The sequence below is a fragment of the Corallococcus silvisoli genome (assembly GCF_009909145.1).
In the GTDB taxonomy this organism is placed as follows: domain Bacteria; phylum Myxococcota; class Myxococcia; order Myxococcales; family Myxococcaceae; genus Corallococcus; species Corallococcus silvisoli.
Genome location: NZ_JAAAPJ010000007.1, coordinates 1 through 18,546, shown reverse-complemented (window position 1 = coordinate 18,546; position 18,546 = coordinate 1). Strand labels below are relative to the sequence as shown.

Below are 18,546 nucleotides of genomic sequence, written 5' to 3'. Positions count from 1 at the left end.
GCCTCACGCCCTCCCCATCCGCCGGCGCAGCACCACCAGGGTGGTGTCGTCCGTCAGCAGCCCCGGCGTGCGCGACAGCCGCCGCTCCGCGAAGTCCGCGCGCACCGACTCGCGGTTGAGCTGCGCCAGCCGCCGTCGCACCGCGTCCGGGTTCGTGAAGTAGCGGTCCTCCGTCCAGAAGCGCGACAGCGGGCCCACCGCTTCGTCCCGCTCGGGCAGCCGCGCCCGAGCGAGCCCCAGCAGGTCCCCCACCCCGTCCGTGCCCAGCATCAAGGCCTGCACGTCACCAGTGGGCACCAGCGCCCGGGACACCAGCGGCACGTCCTCCCCGCGCAGCAGCGCATACGCGAGGTACGGCGGCGCGTTGCCCGGGAACGGCCCCAGCGCGTGCACCTCGCCGTTGAGCATCCACACCCCGTCCCCCGACGAGAAGATGCGCGTATGCACGGGCGTCACCACCGCCCCCACGACGGTGAACAACAGGTCCCCCAACACCTCCCGGCCCAGCGCGGAGGCCAGGCCGTCCATCAGCCCCAGCAGGTCCTCCCGCAGCCCCGGAAGGAAGCCGTCCCCCTCCACCGCCTCCCCTCGCGCGAGCCGCGCCTGCGCCGCCTGCGCCAACCGCCGCACGCCCAGCTGCGCCCCCAACTCGCTGCACGGCTGGCTGCCACACCCATCCGCCACCACCAGCACCAGCCCGTGCTCGCTCGCCCGGACGCAGGCGGCGTCCTGGTTGTTCCGCCCCGAGCGCGCATGCTCCCGGCCCTGCACCGAACCCACCGCGACATCGAAGGGCAGCGTGGACATGGCTCTCCCGTGGCCCTCGAAGGGCCCGCACGACAGGGACTCGCGGACAAGAGGGCGACCTGGCGCCGCCCCAACTTCGTGTATCTACGACACCAACATAGTGTCGCAACAACACTAAGTCAAGGCGACGTGGCCTCCATGGGAGGGGGACGGGAGGCGCGAGGGTGGTTAGAGCTCGAAGTTGAAGCCGGCCTTCTCGAGCTGTTTGTACTTCTTGTGGTCGAACCGGTAGAGGCGGGCGGCGCGGTGGGAGACGTCCTGCTCCACCTCGTCCAGCTCCTCCAGCAGGTCCATGGCGAGGATCTTCTTGCGGAAGTTGCGCTTGTCGAGCTCGCGCTCCAGCACCGTCTCGTACAGCCGCTGGAGCTGCGACAGGGTGAACTTGGGCGGCAGCAGCTCGAACCCGATGGGCTGGTAGCGCACCTTGCCCTTGAGCCGTTGCAGCGCGGTGGCCAGCACCTCCGCGTGGTCGAACGCGAGCTTGGGCGTGTCCCAGACGGAGAACCACGCCGCCTCGCGCGCGTCGGTGGAGGCCTGGAGGTGATGGGCGGACAGCTTCACCAGCGCGAAGTACGCCACGGTGATGACGCGGCCCCGGGGGTCGCGCTCCGGCGCGCCGAACGTGTAGAGCTGCTCCAGGTGGCTGGTGCGCAGGCCCGCCTCCTCCTCCAGCTCGCGGCGGGCGGCGTCCTCCAGTGACTCCTCCATGCGCACGAAGCCGCCGGGCAGCGCCCACCGGCCTTGATAGGGCTCCACCCCGCGCTGGATGAGCAGCACCTTGAGGTCCTCCTCATCCAACCCGAAGACGACGCAGTCCACCGTCACCGCCGGGCGCGGATACTCATAGGTGTGGCTCATGGGGAAACCCTCCGGCCGGCATCGTGTCCAGCGGACACGGTGCCGGCAAGCGCCATCACGCGGGACGGAGGGGGACGGCGCTCAGACGGCGACGAGCCGGCCCAGGCGGCGCCAGTCGACCAGCTGGACGTTCTCCTCCGCCAGGTCGAACTCCAGCGAGCGGCGCATGCCCAGCACGTCGCCGCCCATCTGGAAGGGCACGTCGCGGTCGAAGTCCATGCGCACGCGCTCCACGAAGAAGTCGTGCATGCGGGGCATGGGGTGCTCGCCGCGCCACAGGCGGAACATGTTGCGCGTGGCCTCCATCACGCCGGCGCCGTACACGCGCACCGACAGCCGGTGCGGCACCGCCTGCGCGAAGGGGAAGGCCTTGAAGCCGAACCCCCACTCCGGCGTGGTGGCCGCGCCCGCCACGCCCGCGGGGCCCTGATACAGGAGCGACCCTTGCGCCCCGTTGGGCATCGGCCTCACCGCGCCCGTCGCGTCCAGGGTCAGCGCGGAGGCCCCCGTGTTGTAGACGGACACGTTCGGGTTGCCCTCGCCGAACAGGTGGCGCGGCACCGTGCGCGTGAACATGGCGCCCAGGTAGCCGCGCAGGCCCGACTGCGCCTTCTTCAGCGGCCCGGCGGCGGCCAGCTGGTTCTTGAAGTCCTGGATCATCTCCGCGTCCCAGCCCGTGCCCGCGAAGGGCGCCACCCGGCCCTCCACCCGCACCAGCGAGAAGGGACGCAGGGGAGGCAGGCGCTCGCCATACGCGGCGATCTGCTTCAGCGCCACGTGCGGCCGGGGCGCGCCGGTGACGCGGGCCCAGGCGTTGCCCGTGCCCAGCGGCAGCACCCCGATGGCCGGCAGCGCCACGCCCTGGGAGCGCAGCTCGTTGAGCAGGCCCGTGATGGTGCCGTCCCCCCCGCCCGCGAGCAGCAGGCTGGGCGGGTCGTGCCGCAGCTGGTCCACCCACTCCCGGGCTTCCTCCAGGGAACGGGTGAGGGCCACCCGGGCCCGGGGGAGCAGGTCTCGGACGAGCCCCCCCATCCCCTCGGTCCCTTTACGTGCGCGCAGATTGACGAGGACGGCGATGTTCATGGCGGGCGCGACTCTTCCCCATTTCATGTCATGGCCCCGTCACGAAAGAGGCCCCCGGCATGGGAACCCCTCCGGGAACATGGCCATCACCCCCCCAAGGCGTGGGTCAGCCGGGCTCCCAGGCGGCGGTCGGCCGCACGGCGGCGCAGCGACAGCGCCGCGGCGGCCACGCCGCCCGCCAGCAACAGACGGCGCAGCCATTGTTTTCCCGTGCCGTGGTAACCGCCCGACACCGAGCCCCCCTCCACCATGGGCTGGAAGACGTTGCCGGGGGTGGGGCCCTGCCTCGCGTCGCGGAAGTGCCGCGTGTCCGTGCCGGCTCGCATGAGGTGCTCGGAGGAGCGGGGGAACAAGCCGTGCATCGCCGCGAAGCTCTTCCCCGCGGGGCCGACCATCGTCTCGTGTTCGGGGTGGCGAAGGACGCGCAGGAGGGTGCGGGCCACGCGCTCCGGCGTATGGACGGGCTCCACCGGGCGGATGCGCCAGCCGGTGTAGTTGGCGGTGTGGCGCCACAGGGGCGTGTCGATGGCGGCCGGCATCACCGTGCACACGTCGATGCCGCTGCCCAGCAGCTCCTGGCGCAGCGACGCGGAGAAGCCACGCACGGCGAACTTGGAGGCCACGTAGGCGCTGAGGTACGGCGCGGGCACGGTGCCGAAGGTGGAGGACACATTGACCAGCGTCCCGTACCCCTGCCGGCGGAACTGCCCCAGCGCCGCGCGCGAGCCGCTCACCGTGCCGAAGAAGTTGATCTCCATCAGCTGCCGGAAGGCCTCGTCGGGCGTCTCTTCCAGGCCGCCCAGCATGTAGACCCCCGCGTTGTTCACCCAGCCGTCGAAGTGGCCGAAGGCGTGCACCGCGGCCTCCGCCAGCCTCCGCACGGACGCGGCGTCCGCCACGTCGGTGGGCACGCCCAGCGCCTGGACGCCGTGGGCCTCGCACTCGGCCGCCAGCTCTTCCAGGGGGTCCTCCCCGCGCGCGGCGAGCACCACGTGGGCCCCCTTCTTCGCCAGCAGCAGCGCCGTGGCCCGGCCGATGCCGCTCGATGCACCCGTGATGACGATGACCTTCTTCTTCCAGAAGCGATCCATGGAGTGGGGTCCTCGGGCAGGCTCGGCGCCCCCGAGGGCCCGAGCGTTCGAAAGGGTCGCGGGGCACCGGCTCATGACGCCCCACGTCGGAAGGTGGGGACGCGGCGGGGACCCCACCCGGGCCACCGGCGACTCACCTGGAGGGCAGGCGGCGAGGCAGGGGGCCTGGAATCCGGACGGACGTCCCGGGCGTGGGACCGGAGCGGGAGTCCCCGGGGTCGCTGGCTTGGAGGGTGGCGCGTCCGGTAGAGGACGGAACGCGGCCTGCAACGCCGGTCCGGCGTCTCCTTTCCCACCCACGTGCCCATGCCCTTCCGTCCGAAGCCCTCCGCGTTCGCGCTGCTGCTGTGCCTGCTGTGCGCCACCGCCGCCCGGGCCGCCCCCCATCGCATGGTGGTCTCCAGCGGGGACTGCCGGGACGCGGAGCTGAATGGCCAGTCCAAGGCCTTCTATGACGCCCTGCGCGCCCGCCCCGAGCAGCGCGTGCTGGGCGTCCCCGAGTTCGCCGAGCGGCTCTTCCCCGCGCCCTCGCGCTCCTTCGAGGACCTCCAGCGCCAGCTCGACGCCGCGCAGGACCAGTTCTACGAGGGCCGCAACGCCCGCGCGACGCAGCAGTTGGACGACGCCCTGCGCGACATCCGGCGCCTGCCGCCCGGCGAGCCGCGCTGGAGGCTCTTCGCCCACGCGCAGCTGCTGCACGGGCTCAACCACCGGGCGACGGGGAAGACGAAGGACAGCGACGCGGCCTTCCTCCAGGTGCTCCGGCTCCAGCCGAAGTACCAGCTGGACCCGGACCAGTACGCCCCCTCCATCCGGCAGGCCTTCGAGAAGCTGCGCCGCGAGCTGGCCCGGGCCCCCAAGGTGAAGCTGTCGCTCAAGTCCACGCTGCCCGCGTCGGACGTGTACCTGGAGGGCCTGGGCGTCGGGCAGACGCCGCTCGCGCTGGAGCTGCCCGCCGGGGCCTATGAGCTGTCCATGGTGAAGGGGGACGCGGTGAGCTTCCCCCGGCAGGTGCAGGCGCAGGGGGCGGACACGCCGCTCCTGGTGGACCTGGCCTACGAGGGTTCGGTGACGGCCGCGCCCTTCCCGTGCCTCAGCGCCACGGACGGCAACGAGGAGCGCACGTGGAGCCACGCGGTGCGCCTGGGCGGCACGCTGGGGGTGGAGGAGGTCATCGTCGTGCGGCTGGAGCGCCCCAGCAGCGGCCCCAAGTGGTTCGCCGCCACGGTGCTCAACGTCGAGGGTGGGCAGAAGCTGCGCGAGGGCGGCTTCAAGACGCAGGGCCTGGACGCGCCGGGGGAGGCGCTCTCCGCGCTGGTGGACTTCGTCACCACGGGGCGCTCGCCCTCCAACCTCGTGGTGATGAACAACGCCAACGGCAAGGCCCCGTGGGACGCGGGAGGCGCCCGGAGCACGGCGGCCTCCGGAGGCCCGGACCTCACCGCGCCCCACCTCCTGTCGGAAGGAGAGGTGTCCGCCGCCCAGGCCCCGCCCAGGACGGGCCTGCGCACGGCGTCGTACGTCGCGCTGGGCGCGGGCGTGGCGGCCCTGGGCGGCGCGGGCGTCGTCCGGCTCCTGGCCCAGAAGGACCTGGACGGCCTGGAGGCCCGCCGCGCGGCCAATGGCGGCCAGCTGTTGCGCTCTGACGCGCAGGCCGTCGCGCTGCGCGGCGCGCTCGTGAACAAGAGCCACCTGATGACGGGCCTGCTCGCGGGCGGGGGCGCGGCGGTCGTCACCGGGGCGGTGCTCTTCCTGGTGTCGTCGCCCGCGAAGGCGCCGCCGGCCGTCACGCTGGGAGTCGCGGCGGACGGGACAGGCGCCCAGGCGAACATCTCCGGGTCGTTCTGACCGCGCGTCGCTTGGCGGGGAGCACCGGGCGCATAGAGTGCCCCCCATGCGCGCTTCCCTCCTCTTGCTGCTGCTCACGGCGAGCACCGCCCTCGCCGCGCCCCGGACGTTCCGCGTCGACTACTTCCACACCGGCAACGCCACCGAGGAGCGCTTCAGCCTGGAGCGGCTCGTGGTGGAGCCCCTGCCCTGGCCGGGCCACCCTGCCCGGGCGCTCGACGAGACGAACCTGGGCAAGTACTTCTTCGAGGTGCGGGACCGGAAGACGAACCGGCTCCTGTACTCGCGCGGCTTCGCCTCCATCTTCGGCGAGTGGGAGCTCACCGACGAAGCGAAGCAGGGCCACCGCACCTTCAGTGAATCGCTGCGCTTCCCCACGCCGGACCGCCCCGTCCAGGTCATCCTGAAGAAGCGCGACGCCCAGAACGCCTTCCGCGAAATCTGGTCGCTGGTGGTGGATCCGAGGGATCCGTTCGTCGACCCGTCCTCGCCGCCCGCGCCGGGCCCGCTGCTCAAGCTCGTGGACAGCGGCCCCTCGCAGGACAAGGTGGACTTCCTCATCCTGGGAGACGGCTACACGGAGGCGGAGCGCCCCAAGTTCGAGAAGGACGCGCGGCGCATGGTGGAGATCCTCTTCAGCTACTCCCCCTTCAAGGAGCGCAAGGGGGACTTCAACGTCTGGGGGCTGATGCCGAAGGCCTCCGAGTCCGGCATCTCGCGGCCCTCCACCGGCATCCACCGCCGCCCGCCCCTGGGCTCCACCTACGACGCGTTCGGCGCCGAGCGCTACATCCTCACCTTCGACAATGCCGCGCTGCGCGACACCGCCGCCCACGCGCCCTATGAGTTCGTCGAAATCCTGGCCAACGGCAACACCTACGGCGGCGGCGGCATCCACAACCTCTTCGGCACCGTGGCCGCCGACAGCCTCTGGGCCCCCTACGTCTTCGTCCACGAGTTCGGCCACCACTTCGCGGGCCTAGCGGACGAGTACTACACCTCCGCGTCCGTCTACGGCTCCGCGCCCGAGGAGCGGGTGGAGCCGTGGGAGAAGAACGTCACCGCGCTCCACGACCCCGCCCAGCTCAAGTGGAAGGACCTCGTCACCCCGGGCACCCCCATCCCCACGCCGTGGAACCAGGCCGCCTATGACGCGCACGCACTCGAGGTGCAGCAGCGCCGGCAGAAGATTCGCGCGGAGCGCAAACCCGAGGCGGAGATGGACGCGCTGTTCACCTCGCAGCGGGACTGGGAGGAGAAGTTCCTGGGCACGCAGAAGGTCTCCGGGAAGGTGGGCGCCTTCGAGGGCGCGCACTACGAATCACGCGGCTACTTCCGTCCCCAGACGGACTGCGTGATGTTCACCCGCGACCGCGTTCCCTTCTGTGCCGTGTGCCAGCACGCCATCAGTGAAATCATCGACCTCTACGCGGGTCCTTCCACCCCCCAGTCGCGAAAGACTCCCTGACTTCCTTCGAATCCCAGGTCCTGTCGGGTGACAGGGATGTGGCAGGTGGTTGGCCAAATGGACGCCCCTCTATTTTCGGGTGTAAGGGGGACCCCATCTGCAAACGAGACACCCCATTGGAGGCATTCTCATGCTGAAGCGGAGCTGGCTGCCGGCGCTCGTGACCACCGTCTTCGTCACGGTCGGTACGGGTTGTGGAGATGAGTGCGTCGATCAGTTCGACTGTCGTGACAAGCCCACGCCGCCCGCGGGCCAGGTCTATGCCTGCGTGGAGAACAAGTGCGAAGTGCGCGCGGTGACGCCGCCGGATGAGGAAGTGGACGCGGGCACCGATGCCGGCACGACGGACGCGGGCACCGACGCCGGGACCGACGCGGGCACTGACGCCGGGACCGACGCGGGCACCGACGCCGGGACCGACGCGGGCACCGATGCCGGGACCGACGCGGGCACCGATGGTGGCACGGGCGCGCAGTGCACGCCGGCCTGCACCCTGACCCAGGTCTGCAACCCGACGACGCTGACGTGCGAGAACTCCGGCCCCGCGGTGACGGACACCAGCGCGCAGATCGCCGCGTTCAAGGCCGCCGCGGGCACCTCTTACGATCCCGCGCTGCCCATCAACGGCGCGTTCGTCACGTACATCAAGCCCCTGGTGGGCACCGACGTCGCGGGTTTCTTCCTCCAGGCGGAGGCCACCGGTCCGGCGATGTTCGTCGCCGTCGACCCGGGCACGCTGCAGGTGGGTGACCGCGTCAACCTCAGCGTCTCCGGCGCGACGGTGCTGAGCGGCCAGAACAAGGCGGCCACCACCATCTCGGGCCTGACGATCGTCAGCCAGTTCCACCCGGTCCGCAACCTCAACACCGCGACGCCCGCGGGGCTCGTGGTGGACCAGTCCAGCGCGCCGACGACGGAGCTGCTCGACAAGGCGGACACCTACTTCGCGACCATCGCCCGGATGAGCGGCACGCTCAATGGCGCATCCGCGACCAGCGGCACGGGCCACGTGGCGTTCACGTTCCGGACCGCGGGCATCAACAACGCGAACCTCAAGCTGCGCGTGACGGAGGACATCGCGGCGGACCTGGGTCTCGTCGACACGTGCGCCGTGACGCTCGCCGCGGGCCCCCTCTGGAAGTTCACGTCCACGGCCACGCCGCCGGTGACCACCCTGCAGCCGTCCGCGTACTTCACCACGGACCTGACGGGCATCACCTGCCCGGCCCCGACGCTGACGGGCGCCATCGCGACGTCGCTGACGGAGGTGAAGGTCTCCTTCAGCCGTCCCGTGGACGCCGCCAGCCTCACCAACGTCCCGGCGCAGTTCACGTTCACCAACGGCATCCAGGCGCAGAGCGCGACGGTCAGCGGCAAGGACGTCTACGTGAAGACGACCGAGCAGGTCGCGGGCACGGATTACGCGGTGTCGGCCACCACGTCCGTGAAGGACACGGTCGGCGGCGCGGTGGTCATCCCCAACACGGCGAGCTTCAAGGGCTTCCGTGTCGGGGCGGTCCTGCGCATCACCGAGGTGCAGCCGAGCGCGTCGAACAACCTGGACCTCGTGGAGCTGCAGGTCCTCACCGGCGGCACGACGGCTGGCATCCAGCTGCTGCAGGACGTGAACTCCCCCGTGACGCTGGCCACCATGCCGGACGTGGCCGTGGCCGCGGGCGACATCATCGTGGTCCACATCGCCTCCACGACGGACAGCGAGACGACCTCGAAGAACCAGTTCCCCACCAGCAGCACCCCGGCCAACTACGACACCGCCTGGGACTTCAAGGGCGGGGCCACGGGCATCACCTTCTCCAGCCGCGTCATCCTGGTGCGTAACGCGCAGGATCAGATCCAGGACGCGGTGCCCTTCACGCGCAACTCCGGCACGCCTCCCGCGGCCTTCCCGGGCAACCTCCAGGCCATCCAGGCCGCCGGGCAGTGGCTGCCCGCGGACTGCGGCGGCGCGCTGTGCTCCACAACCACCACGCCCACGGCGGCGGCGGTCTCCGCGGACTGGACCACCCTGCCCACGTCCAATGCGACGCCGGCCAGCCCCTCCATCCGCCGCGTCAGCACCACGGACACGAACACCAAGGACGACTGGGCCGTGGGCGCCTCGTCCTGGGGTGTCGCGAACCCGTAGTCGCCTTCGCTGAACGTCTGAAGTGACAAGGGCCGCGCTCTCCACCTGGGGAGCGCGGCCCTTCTTCTTGGCGGCGGGGTGATGTGTCACGCTCCCGCCCGTCGGGACGCGCCGCCCGTCATCGCGGTGGGCCATGTCTCCGAGCCCGCGGCTCCTTCCTGGCGCCCGGCCCGGATCGTTCTTCTCATGCCCCTGTCTCGCATCGTCGCCGCGCTGCTCGCCCTCGTCCTCGTCGCCTGTCCCAGCGCCTCTCCGCCAGTGCCGCCTCCAGTTGGCGGCCCGTCTGGCGATGGCGGCGTCACCGATGGCGGCCCGTCTGACGATGGCGGCGTCAGGGATGGCGGCCCGTCTGGCGATGGCGGCCCGTCTGGCGATGGCGGCCCGTCTGGCGATGGCGGCATCACGGACGGCGGCCCGTCTGGCGACGGCGGCAGCAACATCACCGAGTTGGGAATCGCGCCCCAGGGCCTGACTCCGGCCGAGGTGGGCCTGCCCTACCGCGCCGTGCTGATGGCTTCCGGTGGAGAGGCGCCCTATACGTGGCGGGTGACGCTGGGCGCGCCCGTGGAAGGGCTCACGCTCACCTCCGATGGCGCGCTGAGCGGCACGCCCCGCTTCGCCGGCTCCGGCGGCTTCACCGTCGAGGTGCTGGACGCCCGGGGCGCCCGCGTCGAGGGAGCGGTGTCCCTCCAGGTGACAGGCACCGTGTTCGCCGCGCTGCCGGACGCCTACGTCTCCGAACCCTATGGCTGGACCTTCCGCATCCCGAACGGAACGCCCTCCCAACGCTGGAGCCTGGGCCCCCAGCCCGCGCCCTCGGGTCTGCGACTCGACGCCAGCGGGAGCCTGTCCGGGACGCCCACGTCGCCGGGGCTGTATGACTTCACGGTGGGCGTCCAGGACTCGGGCCGCACGGCCTCGTGGACGCATGGCCTGTCTGTCTTCACGCCGCCCGCCATCGCCCTGCTCTCCCTGCCGGAGGCCACCGAAGCCCGGCCCTACAGCGTCACGCTGTCCGCCACCGGAGGCCGGGCCCCGTTCGCGTGGTCCGTGACCTCGGGCTCGCTGCCCTCGGGCCTCAGCCTGTCGACTGCGGGCGTCCTGTCGGGCACTCCCAAGAGCGAGGGCGCGGCCTTCACCCTCACCGCCACCGACGTGAACGGCCGCACGGCCTCGCGCGAGCTCGTCCTGTCCGTCATCTCCAGCACCCTCGAGGTGAAGACCGTGGGGCTCGTGGACGGACGCGTGGGAGAGCCCTACGCCGCGACGCTCGCCGCGTCCGGGGCGCGCCCGCCGCTCACCTGGAGCTTCACCGGCACGCTGGCCGCGGGACTGACGCTCGCGGCGGATGGCGCCCTCTCCGGCACGCCCACCGCAGCGGGAAGCGTGAGCCTCACCGTCACCGTGCGCGACGCGGACGGCAGGACGGCGTCACGCCAGCTGCCCCTGACGGTGCTGCCACCCCCGAGCCTGTTCACCGTGGGCCACTGGAACCTGGAGTGGTTCGGAGCACCCAACCAGGGCCCGGCGCACTCCACCTCCGACGGCGGCGTGCCCGACGACCTCCAGGTCGCGGGGGCCCGGGACGTCATCGGCGCCGCGAGCGCCCAGGTGTGGGGCCTGGTGGAGATGGTGGACACCGTGGACTTCAACACGCTCAAGGCGGGGCTGCCCGGCTACAGCGGCTTCCTCGCCAACAACTCCACCTACGTCCTCAGCGGCACGTCGATGTACTCCGCCGGCGAGCAGAAGCCGGGCATCCTCTACGACAGCACGCTCACGTACCGGAGCGCGCAGATCATCCTCACCGCGCAGGCCGCGGACTTCGGAGGACGCCCGCCCCTGCGCGTGGACTTCACCACCCGCATCCACGGCGAGGACGCGCCGCTGGTGGTCATCGTCGTGCACATGAAGGCCTTCGAGGACCTGACGTCCTACGGGCAGCGCCAGCGGTCCGCGGTGGCGCTCAAGGGCTACCTGGACCAGTGGCTGCCCGAGGCACGCGTGCTCGTCATCGGCGACTGGAATGACGACCTGGACCACTCCATCTCCGTGCAGAACGGCGTCGCGCTGGCCACCCCGTACGCGAACTTCCTCGACGACCCCACGCACTACACGTTCCTCACCCGGGTGCTGACGGACGCCAACATCCGCACCACCACGGAGTACAACGACGTCATCGACCACACGCTCGTCACCGACGAGGTGGCCGTGGAGGCCGTGCCCGGCACCGTCCAGGTGCTCCGCCCCGACGCGACGATCCCCGACTACGCGCACACCGTCAGCGACCACTACCCCGTGCTCACCCGCTACGACTTCAGCGGCCCCCCGGGTCCGCGCGTGCGGCTCACCTCGCCCCTGAGCGGCACCTTCCTCGCGGGTGAGACGCTCACGTTCGCGTGGCACGCCATGGGCATGGACACCGTGCGCCTGGAGGCCTCGTATGACGGCGGTGAACAGTGGAGCGTCGTGGTCCCCTCGATGCGCGCGGACGCGGGCAGGTACGTGTGGACCGTGCCCGACAGGGAGAGCGCCACGGTGCGCGTGCGCGTGGTGGACACGGCGAGCGCGTCGCGCTTCGACATGAGCCCTGGCGCCATCTGGTTCACGCGCGCCCAGCCCCGGGTGATCATCAACGAGGTGCTGGCCAACGAGCCCGCGCTCCCGGGCGGCACCGCGCACGAGTTCGTGGAGGTCTACAACGCGGGCCCCGCGCCCGTGGACCTGTCTGGCTGGAGCCTCTGGGACGCCATGGCCTCCCGGCACGTCTTCGCCGCGGGCACCGTGGTTCCGCCAGGCCGGGCGATGGTGGTCTTCGGTGGGACCGCGGGCTTCACGCCCGGCACGCCCAACACCGTCGCGGCCTCCAGTGGCACGCTGAGCCTCAACAACACCTCGGACAGCGTGCAGCTCAAGCGCGTCGACGGCGGCATCGTGGACTTCCTCTCGTACTCCAGCACCGTGGACGCCGTGTCCATCAACCGCTCGCCGGACCTGACGCCGGACGCGGGCTTCGTGCTGCACACCACGTTGCCTCCGGGGCTCCCGTCCTCGCCGGGCCGGCGCGCGGATGGCGGCGCCTTCTGAGTCGCGGCGCGGCAGGCCGGCTCAGCGCAGCGGCGGGGACTCGGGATTGGGGGGAGGAGGCCTGGGCACGGACACGACGTCCACGTCCCGGGCAATCCATCCCTCGCGGGTGTCATCGTAGGTGACGCGGAGCTCATCGCCCTCCATCAGGTCGCGCAGCTGGGCGTTGTCGTCGTTCCTGCGCAGCCGGGTGTTTTGATCCACGCGGACCTCGCGCTCCTGCCCCTGGCCGTCCACGAAGAGCACCTCGTCGTCCCCCACCCAGGACACCTTGCCCGCGGCCCACTCCTGGGTCTCTGGCCGGCCGGAGCCGCCAGTTCCCGGGGGCTCAGGCTGCGTGGGGGCCCCAGCGTTCTTCGCCTGCGCGCCCGCCGCCTTCAGCGCGGCCGGGTCCACGTTCTGCTTCGAGGCCATCAGCCCGCGCAGCACCTCCGAGCGCCCCTCGCGGTGACTCGCGGAGGGCCCCTCCGGCTTCGAGTCTCCGCCGTGACACGCCGACAGGACTCCACCTCCCGCAAGGCCCATCAGCAGCAGGCCCGCCGCTCCGCGCAGTCTCCGCATCGGTCACGTCTCCCGCGTCGTGCAACGGGGCCCGCATCCACCGAGGCATCCCTTTTCCCCCGACAGCGCGAGCCCAGCATCCCCACCGGAAACATGCGAACGACGGGCGCCTCCGGGAACCTTGGACGCGGCGGCACGGGCCCGGCTCGCGGGGAATCCGTCCTTCCTGGCAGGGGGACAGGCAGGCGGGCGCTGCAAGCCTTTGGGTCAGTAGGTGCCCCAGCGCGAAGGCAGGGGACCACTCCACTGCTTCGCGGTTCCGGGGACCGCGAGCGGAGTGGCGCCGCCAATGCGCATGACGCTGAGGTCCGCGCCCAGACCGGACCAATCCGCCGCGATGTTGCGGCAGTAGAGGTCCTTGGCGAAGCCCGTCTGTGGATTGTGGACGCAGGGGGTTGGATCCCAGACCCGATCCGCTTGCAGCCGCTGGACCGCGGCGACCGCTTCATCGGGCATCGCGCCGGAGGCCTTGACGAAGGGAACACCGTCGACGGGCGAGCCATCCGCCGCCAGGAGTTCAAAGACCTTGCCCGAATAGCTCAGCGCGCCCGGCATGCTGAAGTCCCAGGCCTGGGCGCTGAACGGCGCGGTCTGGCCACAAGAGGCCGGAGCACCGGGTGCGTCGGTGCAGGAGCCTCCAAGGTGGAGCACCAGCACGGCCCCATCCGCCACCGAATAACCCTGGGGGAAGGTGAAGCTGAAGCCGGAGTTGGTCAGCTCCCGGAGGGAGATGTTGGTCAGCGCCCCGCCGGTGATGGCCACCAGTTCGATGAGGTCCCGCTGGCCGGAGGGGTTGATCTCCGTGATGCGCAGCGAAGCCTCCCGCGAGGGAGCCCCTCCATCCGTGCCCGCGTCGCGCACCCCTGCATCGTTGACGCCCGCGTCGCTCACCCCTGCATCGTTGACGCCCGCGTCGCTCACCCCTGCGTCATCGACGCCCGCGTCACCGGTCCCCGCATCGTCCTCACCGGCGTCCCCCTGCTCCCCCGCATCGCGCACACCGCTGTCCGCGCGCCCCGCGTCCGGCATGGAGGACTGAACACAGAGCGAATCGACGCAGACGATGTCCGGCCCACGGGATGCACAATCGCGATCCTCCGTGCACTCGGACTCCGAACATCCGGCGAAGAAGGAGAACAACACGAGGGTCGACAGCATCGGGACGCCAACAGGACGGACCATGCTGGGACCTTGGCATGGAGGACTGACATCTCCCAACCCAATCCCTCACACCCACCGGTCCCTCCGCCTCCACCGCGACGCGCCGTGTGCAGGCCCGCCGCGACTCCACGGGCCGAACGAAGTCTCCACCGGGATTCTTGCAATGACGGGTCTCGACGACGGTCGAAGCCGTGCGCCTTCATCCACGGGTTCAGCGGCCGGATGCCCTCCGAGCGCGGGGATGAGACGCATTGCTGTGACACGTCCCTGGCTCTACAATGGCAGACATCCTCGATGGAGCGACCAACCGGCCGAGCATGACGACACCCCACGAGAACCTGCTTGGAATCTTCCTGAAGGATCGCCGCGCGAAGTTGGATCCGGTGGCCTTCGGCTTCGGCTCGACGCGAAGACGGACGCGAGGCCTGCGGCGGGAAGAAGTCGCCCAGCGCGCCAATGTGAGCGCCACCTGGTACACGTGGCTCGAACAGGGCCGGGGCGGAGCCCCCTCGGCGGACGTCCTCGAGCGGGTCGCCCGCGCGCTGATGCTGACCCCCGCCGAGCGCGAACACCTCTTCCTCCTGGCCCAGCGCCGTCAGCCGGAAGTGCGCTACCAGGAGCCCGGGAGCGTCACGCCGCGGCTCCAGCGGGTGCTGGACTCACTGGAGTTCAGCCCGGCCTACGTCAAGACCTCCGCATGGGACGTCGTCGCCTGGAACCGCGCCGCGGTGGCGGTGCTGACCGACTACGCGGCGCTCCCGCCCGGGCAGCGGAACATCCTGCGCCTGCTCTTCCGCGATCCTCACGTTCGGGCCAGACCCGTGCATTGGGAGAGTCACGCGCGCCTGGCGGTGGCGGCGTTCCGGCTGGAGACGGCCCGGGCTGGGGCCCATGAGAACGCTCGGGCGCTGGTGGACGAGCTGTGCCGTTCGAGCGCCGACTTCGCGGCGATGTGGTTCGACAATGACGTCAGCGCCCATGGCGAAGGGACGAAGTACGTCGAGCACCCGCGGGTCGGCACGCTCGCGCTCGACTATTCGTCCTTCGCGGTCGACAACCAGCCCGACCTTGGGCTGGTCATCTACACGCCCGTGACCCCTGACGACATGGAGCGGGTCCGGTCGCTCGTCCTGGGCTGAGGCCCATCCGCCGGGACCGCACGGGCGGCCCCGGGCGCATCCAGGTGGTCGGTATACCCGTATAAGCCCACGGCTTTTTCCGGCGCCGTTCCAAATGTACCCAGGGATCTCCAACGTCTGACTCAAGGAGGTCGTCATGCGGGTGTTCTTGACGGGAGCGACGGGCTTCATCGGCTCGGCGATCGTGCGCGAGCTGCTGGCGAACGGGCATCAGGTGCTCGGGCTGGCGCGCAGCGACGAGGCGGCCAGCAAGCTGGCGAAGGAGGGAGCCGAGGCGCTGCGCGGCGAGCTGTCGGATACCTCGGGGCTGGCCGCCGCGGCCCGGGCGTGTGATGGGGTGATTCACACGGCCTTCATCCACGACTTCTCCGCCTATGTGGCCGCCGCGGAGACGGACCGGCGGGCGGTCGAGGCCCTGGCCAGCGCGCTGGAGGGTTCGGGCAAGCCCTTTGTCTCCACGTCCGGCACCGCGCTGCTCGGGCCCGGCCAGCTCCGCACGGAGGCAGACGCGCCGCTGCCTGAGAGCCCTCGCGCCGCGGCGGAGAAGCTCGTCCTGGCGTCGGCCGGTCGCGGCGTGCGGGCCAGCGTCGTGCGGCTTCCGCCCTCCGTGCATGGCGCGGGCGACCACGGCTTCGTGCCCGCGCTGATCGCCACGGCCCGTCGCAAGGGCTTCGCCGCGTTCGTGGGTGAAGGCGCGAACCGCTGGCCATCGGTCCACCGGCTGGACGCGGCGAGGCTGTTCCGGCTGGCGCTCGAGAAGGCCGCTCCCGGCACGCCCCTGCACGCCACGGCGGAGGAGGGCATCCCGATGCGCGACATCGCCGGGACCCTCGGTGAGGGGCTGGGCATTCCTGTCCGTGGCATCACCGCGGACGAAGCGCCCGCGCACTTCGACTGGATGGCGGCCTTCGTCGCCATCGACAACCCCACCTCCAGCGCCCGCACCCGCGACGCCATGGGCTGGCAACCGAGGGAGTCGGGGCTCCTGAAAGACATGCGAGACAGCGGATACTTCACCCCGTGAGGCGAAGGGGCACCGGCGCCTCCCTGGGACGCGTCGGTGCCCACCTGTCGCCCTGGTTTCGCACGGGACGCCATCCCGGTCCGTTCCGTGGAGAGTCCTACGGTTGTGGCTTCGCCTTCGCTGCCTCGGCCAGTTGCCGCGACTTCGCGTACAGCTCGGCGGCGGTTGCCGCATCCCCCAGCGCGGCGTGGCACTCGGCCAGGCTGTCCCAGGCGTTGGCCGATTGCGGATGGAGCTGGGTGTTGAGGGTGAACACCTTCAACGCCGGGCGATTGCCGAGGTTCTCGCGGATGGCATAGCCGGCGCCGTTGAGCTCTCGCTCCAGGTCGTCTGCGGTGATGCCGCTGCCGTCACGCAGCCAGGTCTTCAGCGCCGCATCGTCGCTGCCATCGTCGGAGAGGGCGTGGGTGAACATGCGTTCGGACAGCGTCTCGCGCGGAAACAGTCGCGGCGCTACCTGCGCCATGGTGCTGTCCACCAGCGTGCGCGACCAGACATTGCGCGCGCTGCCGTTGGTGAAATAGACGAAGGTCCAGGTGTCCCCGGCCAACGTGTCCTTGAACAACAGGCGCGCGCGGACGCGGGTGCCGCCGTCGTGGCCCATCTGCCGGTAGGCGCCGCTTCTTCCCGTCTCCCAACCACTGACAAACCCACTGTCGCGGCCAGTGCTGAGCTGTTGCGGCTGCAGCAGTGTCTGCAGCGTCGCCCTGCGCACCAGCTTGCCGGCGGCCAGCGCTTGCAGGAAGCGATCGAGATCGCCGACGGTGGTGTGCAGTCCGGCGTGGCCCTGCGCATAGGTCGGCCAGGCGATATCGTCTTCCCGTTGCAGGGCGCCGTCCTTGCCGATGTAAGCGGTGGCCAGACGTGCGGCCGGCACACCGGATGGCCCCAGCCAGGTATTGCGCAGACGCAGTGGCTGCAGGATGCGCTGGCGCACGATGGCCGCGTAGGGCTGGCGGTAATGCGCTTGCAGCAGCGCGGTCAGAACCAGGAAGTTGGTCTGCGTGTAACGGTTGCCGCCGCCGGTGGCGAACTGCATCGGCGTGTCGGACAGGCTCGCGAACACGGCGTCCAGCGTGGGCGGGAAGCCGGCGTTGCCCTTCGACGCCACGATGCCGTCGTGAATCTCGAAGTACTCCGGAACGCCGGAGCTGTGGTTGAGGAAGTGGCGCACGTGGATCGTCTGCCACGCCACGGGCAGGTTCGGCAGGTACTGGCTGACCGGTGCATCCAGGTCCAGGTGCCCCTGCTCCACCAGCTGCATCACCAAGGTGCTGGTGAGCAGCTTGGCCAACGAATAGGCATCGAACACGGTATCGGCGGAGACAGGCGCGTGGCTCTGGATGTCCTTCTCGCCGCGGGCTGCCTGATAAACGAGTTCGCCGTTGTGGCGGATCAGCACGGCCTGTCCGGCGATACCGTAGCGAGCGCGGTTGCGCTCCAGTTGGGTGTCGAGCCGGCGGGTCTGCTCGGTGTTGGCGGCCGGTGCGGCGAACGGAGCGGTGAGGAGCGCGCAGAAGAGCGCGGCAACGAACGGGTGATGCATCCCGATGATCCTTCGAGGGGTGAGCCCGCACCTTAGGGAGGCATCTGTCGCAGGGTCAATCCGCGTGTGGGCCTGCTCCGGTTCAGTGGACAGGTTGACGACGCTGCCAGCCTCTCTCTCGCCCACCACCCTGCGGCTGAAGAGGTTCAGCAGCACCGCCAGGTACAACCATCCCTCATCGGTCCAGACATAGGTGATGTCACCCACCCTCGCGCGGTGGTGCTGGCTGGGGTGGCAGTTCCTTTCCAGGGTGTTGGGTGCCACCGGGTGGCGATGGGTGGAGTCGGTGGTCCGCACGAAGCGACGCCATGCGCGTCCTCGCAGGTCCGTCTGGCGCGTCAGACGAGCCACTCGCTTCCGGGCCGCCCGCTGGCCCTCGCTTTGAGTTCCGCATGAACCCGAGGAGCGCCATACGTGCCCCGACTCTGCTGGTGAATGGCTGCCACTTCGAGTTGGAGCGCCCGGTCGCACTTCTTCCTCTCGGACTCGGGTCGTTTCGCCCAGGCGTAGTAACCGCTCCGGAAGACGTTCAGGTGCCGGCAGGGGGCAGCTACAGGGAAGCGGGCCTTCTCCGCACTACTCCCACCATGACGCGCGGCCGGCCTAAAGCCGAGCTGAACGTCAGACGTGTGTCCTTTGCTCCCCTCGCTGGGGCATTGCTGGGAGGCGTGTATGCGAATGACGAGACGTTGGGCGGTATGGCTGTGGCTGCTGCTTCCGGTGGACA

Annotated in this window: 13 protein-coding genes and 1 pseudogene; 6 read left to right on the top strand and 8 right to left on the bottom strand. The window is 70.7% G+C overall.

Annotated elements, in window-relative coordinates; all coding sequences use genetic code 11:
• Window positions 1–3: 3 nt before the first annotated feature.
• The 4 genes from GTY96_RS14380 to GTY96_RS14365 form a co-directional block, all read right to left on the bottom strand.
• Window positions 4–807, bottom strand: coding sequence for a protein phosphatase 2C domain-containing protein (locus GTY96_RS14380; protein WP_161665027.1), 804 nt, complete (start codon window positions 805–807; stop codon window positions 4–6).
• 168 nt (window positions 808–975) lie between these two features.
• Window positions 976–1,665: an NUDIX hydrolase gene (locus GTY96_RS14375; RefSeq protein WP_143903401.1), complete on the bottom strand. Its 690-nt coding sequence runs from the start codon at window positions 1,663–1,665 to the stop codon at window positions 976–978.
• Window positions 1,666–1,746: 81 nt separating this feature from the next.
• Window positions 1,747–2,748, bottom strand: coding sequence for a diacylglycerol/lipid kinase family protein (locus GTY96_RS14370; RefSeq protein WP_143903399.1), 1,002 nt, complete (start codon window positions 2,746–2,748; stop codon window positions 1,747–1,749).
• A gap of 86 nt (window positions 2,749–2,834) precedes the next feature.
• Window positions 2,835–3,839: an SDR family NAD(P)-dependent oxidoreductase gene (locus GTY96_RS14365; RefSeq protein WP_161665026.1), complete on the bottom strand. Its 1,005-nt coding sequence runs from the start codon at window positions 3,837–3,839 to the stop codon at window positions 2,835–2,837.
• Window positions 3,840–4,145: 306 nt separating this feature from the next.
• Between GTY96_RS14365 and GTY96_RS14360 the strand changes: the two genes are divergently transcribed.
• From GTY96_RS14360 to GTY96_RS14345, 4 genes are all read left to right on the top strand, one after another.
• The gene (locus GTY96_RS14360; protein WP_161665025.1) at window positions 4,146–5,687 is read left to right on the top strand and encodes a PEGA domain-containing protein; all 1,542 of its coding nucleotides are present in this window, start codon (window positions 4,146–4,148) and stop codon (window positions 5,685–5,687) included.
• 46 nt (window positions 5,688–5,733) lie between these two features.
• Window positions 5,734–7,155, top strand: a complete 1,422-nt coding sequence (locus GTY96_RS14355) for an IgA Peptidase M64 (RefSeq protein ID WP_143903396.1) — start codon at window positions 5,734–5,736, stop codon at window positions 7,153–7,155.
• A 130-nt stretch (window positions 7,156–7,285) separates the two neighbouring features.
• A complete protein-coding gene (locus GTY96_RS14350) occupies window positions 7,286–9,301 on the top strand; it encodes a hypothetical protein (RefSeq protein ID WP_161665024.1) in 2,016 nt (671 codons plus the stop codon).
• A gap of 186 nt (window positions 9,302–9,487) precedes the next feature.
• Window positions 9,488–12,388, top strand: a complete 2,901-nt coding sequence (locus GTY96_RS14345) for a putative Ig domain-containing protein (RefSeq protein WP_161665023.1) — start codon at window positions 9,488–9,490, stop codon at window positions 12,386–12,388.
• Window positions 12,389–12,409: 21 nt separating this feature from the next.
• On the opposite strand, the gene GTY96_RS14340 is transcribed toward GTY96_RS14345, so the two are convergent.
• Window positions 12,410–12,949: a hypothetical protein gene (locus tag GTY96_RS14340; RefSeq protein ID WP_143903392.1), complete on the bottom strand. Its 540-nt coding sequence runs from the start codon at window positions 12,947–12,949 to the stop codon at window positions 12,410–12,412.
• 207 nt (window positions 12,950–13,156) lie between these two features.
• Complete coding sequence (locus tag GTY96_RS14335; protein WP_235685618.1) at window positions 13,157–14,107, bottom strand: hypothetical protein; 951 nt, start codon at window positions 14,105–14,107, stop codon at window positions 13,157–13,159.
• 320 nt (window positions 14,108–14,427) lie between these two features.
• On the opposite strand from GTY96_RS14335, the gene GTY96_RS14330 reads away from it, so the two are divergent.
• Together GTY96_RS14330 and GTY96_RS14325 are read left to right on the top strand one after the other, a co-directional pair.
• On the top strand, window positions 14,428–15,249 hold the full coding sequence (locus GTY96_RS14330; protein WP_143903390.1) for a helix-turn-helix transcriptional regulator: 822 nt from the start codon (window positions 14,428–14,430) through the stop codon (window positions 15,247–15,249).
• A 136-nt stretch (window positions 15,250–15,385) separates the two neighbouring features.
• Window positions 15,386–16,273 carry an SDR family oxidoreductase gene (locus GTY96_RS14325; protein ID WP_161665021.1) on the top strand — a complete coding sequence of 296 codons (888 nt, stop codon included), beginning with the start codon at window positions 15,386–15,388 and terminating at the stop codon, window positions 16,271–16,273.
• Window positions 16,274–16,370: 97 nt separating this feature from the next.
• Here GTY96_RS14325 and GTY96_RS14320 read toward each other — a convergent pair whose 3' ends face one another.
• Both GTY96_RS14320 and GTY96_RS38775 read right to left on the bottom strand, forming a co-directional pair.
• Complete coding sequence (locus GTY96_RS14320; protein ID WP_143903388.1) at window positions 16,371–17,819, bottom strand: serine hydrolase domain-containing protein; 1,449 nt, start codon at window positions 17,817–17,819, stop codon at window positions 16,371–16,373.
• Window positions 17,820–17,939: 120 nt separating this feature from the next.
• Window positions 17,940–18,394 (bottom strand): annotated as a pseudogene (locus GTY96_RS38775) (IS3 family transposase); the annotation flags it as partial.
• Window positions 18,395–18,546: the final 152 nt, after the last annotated feature.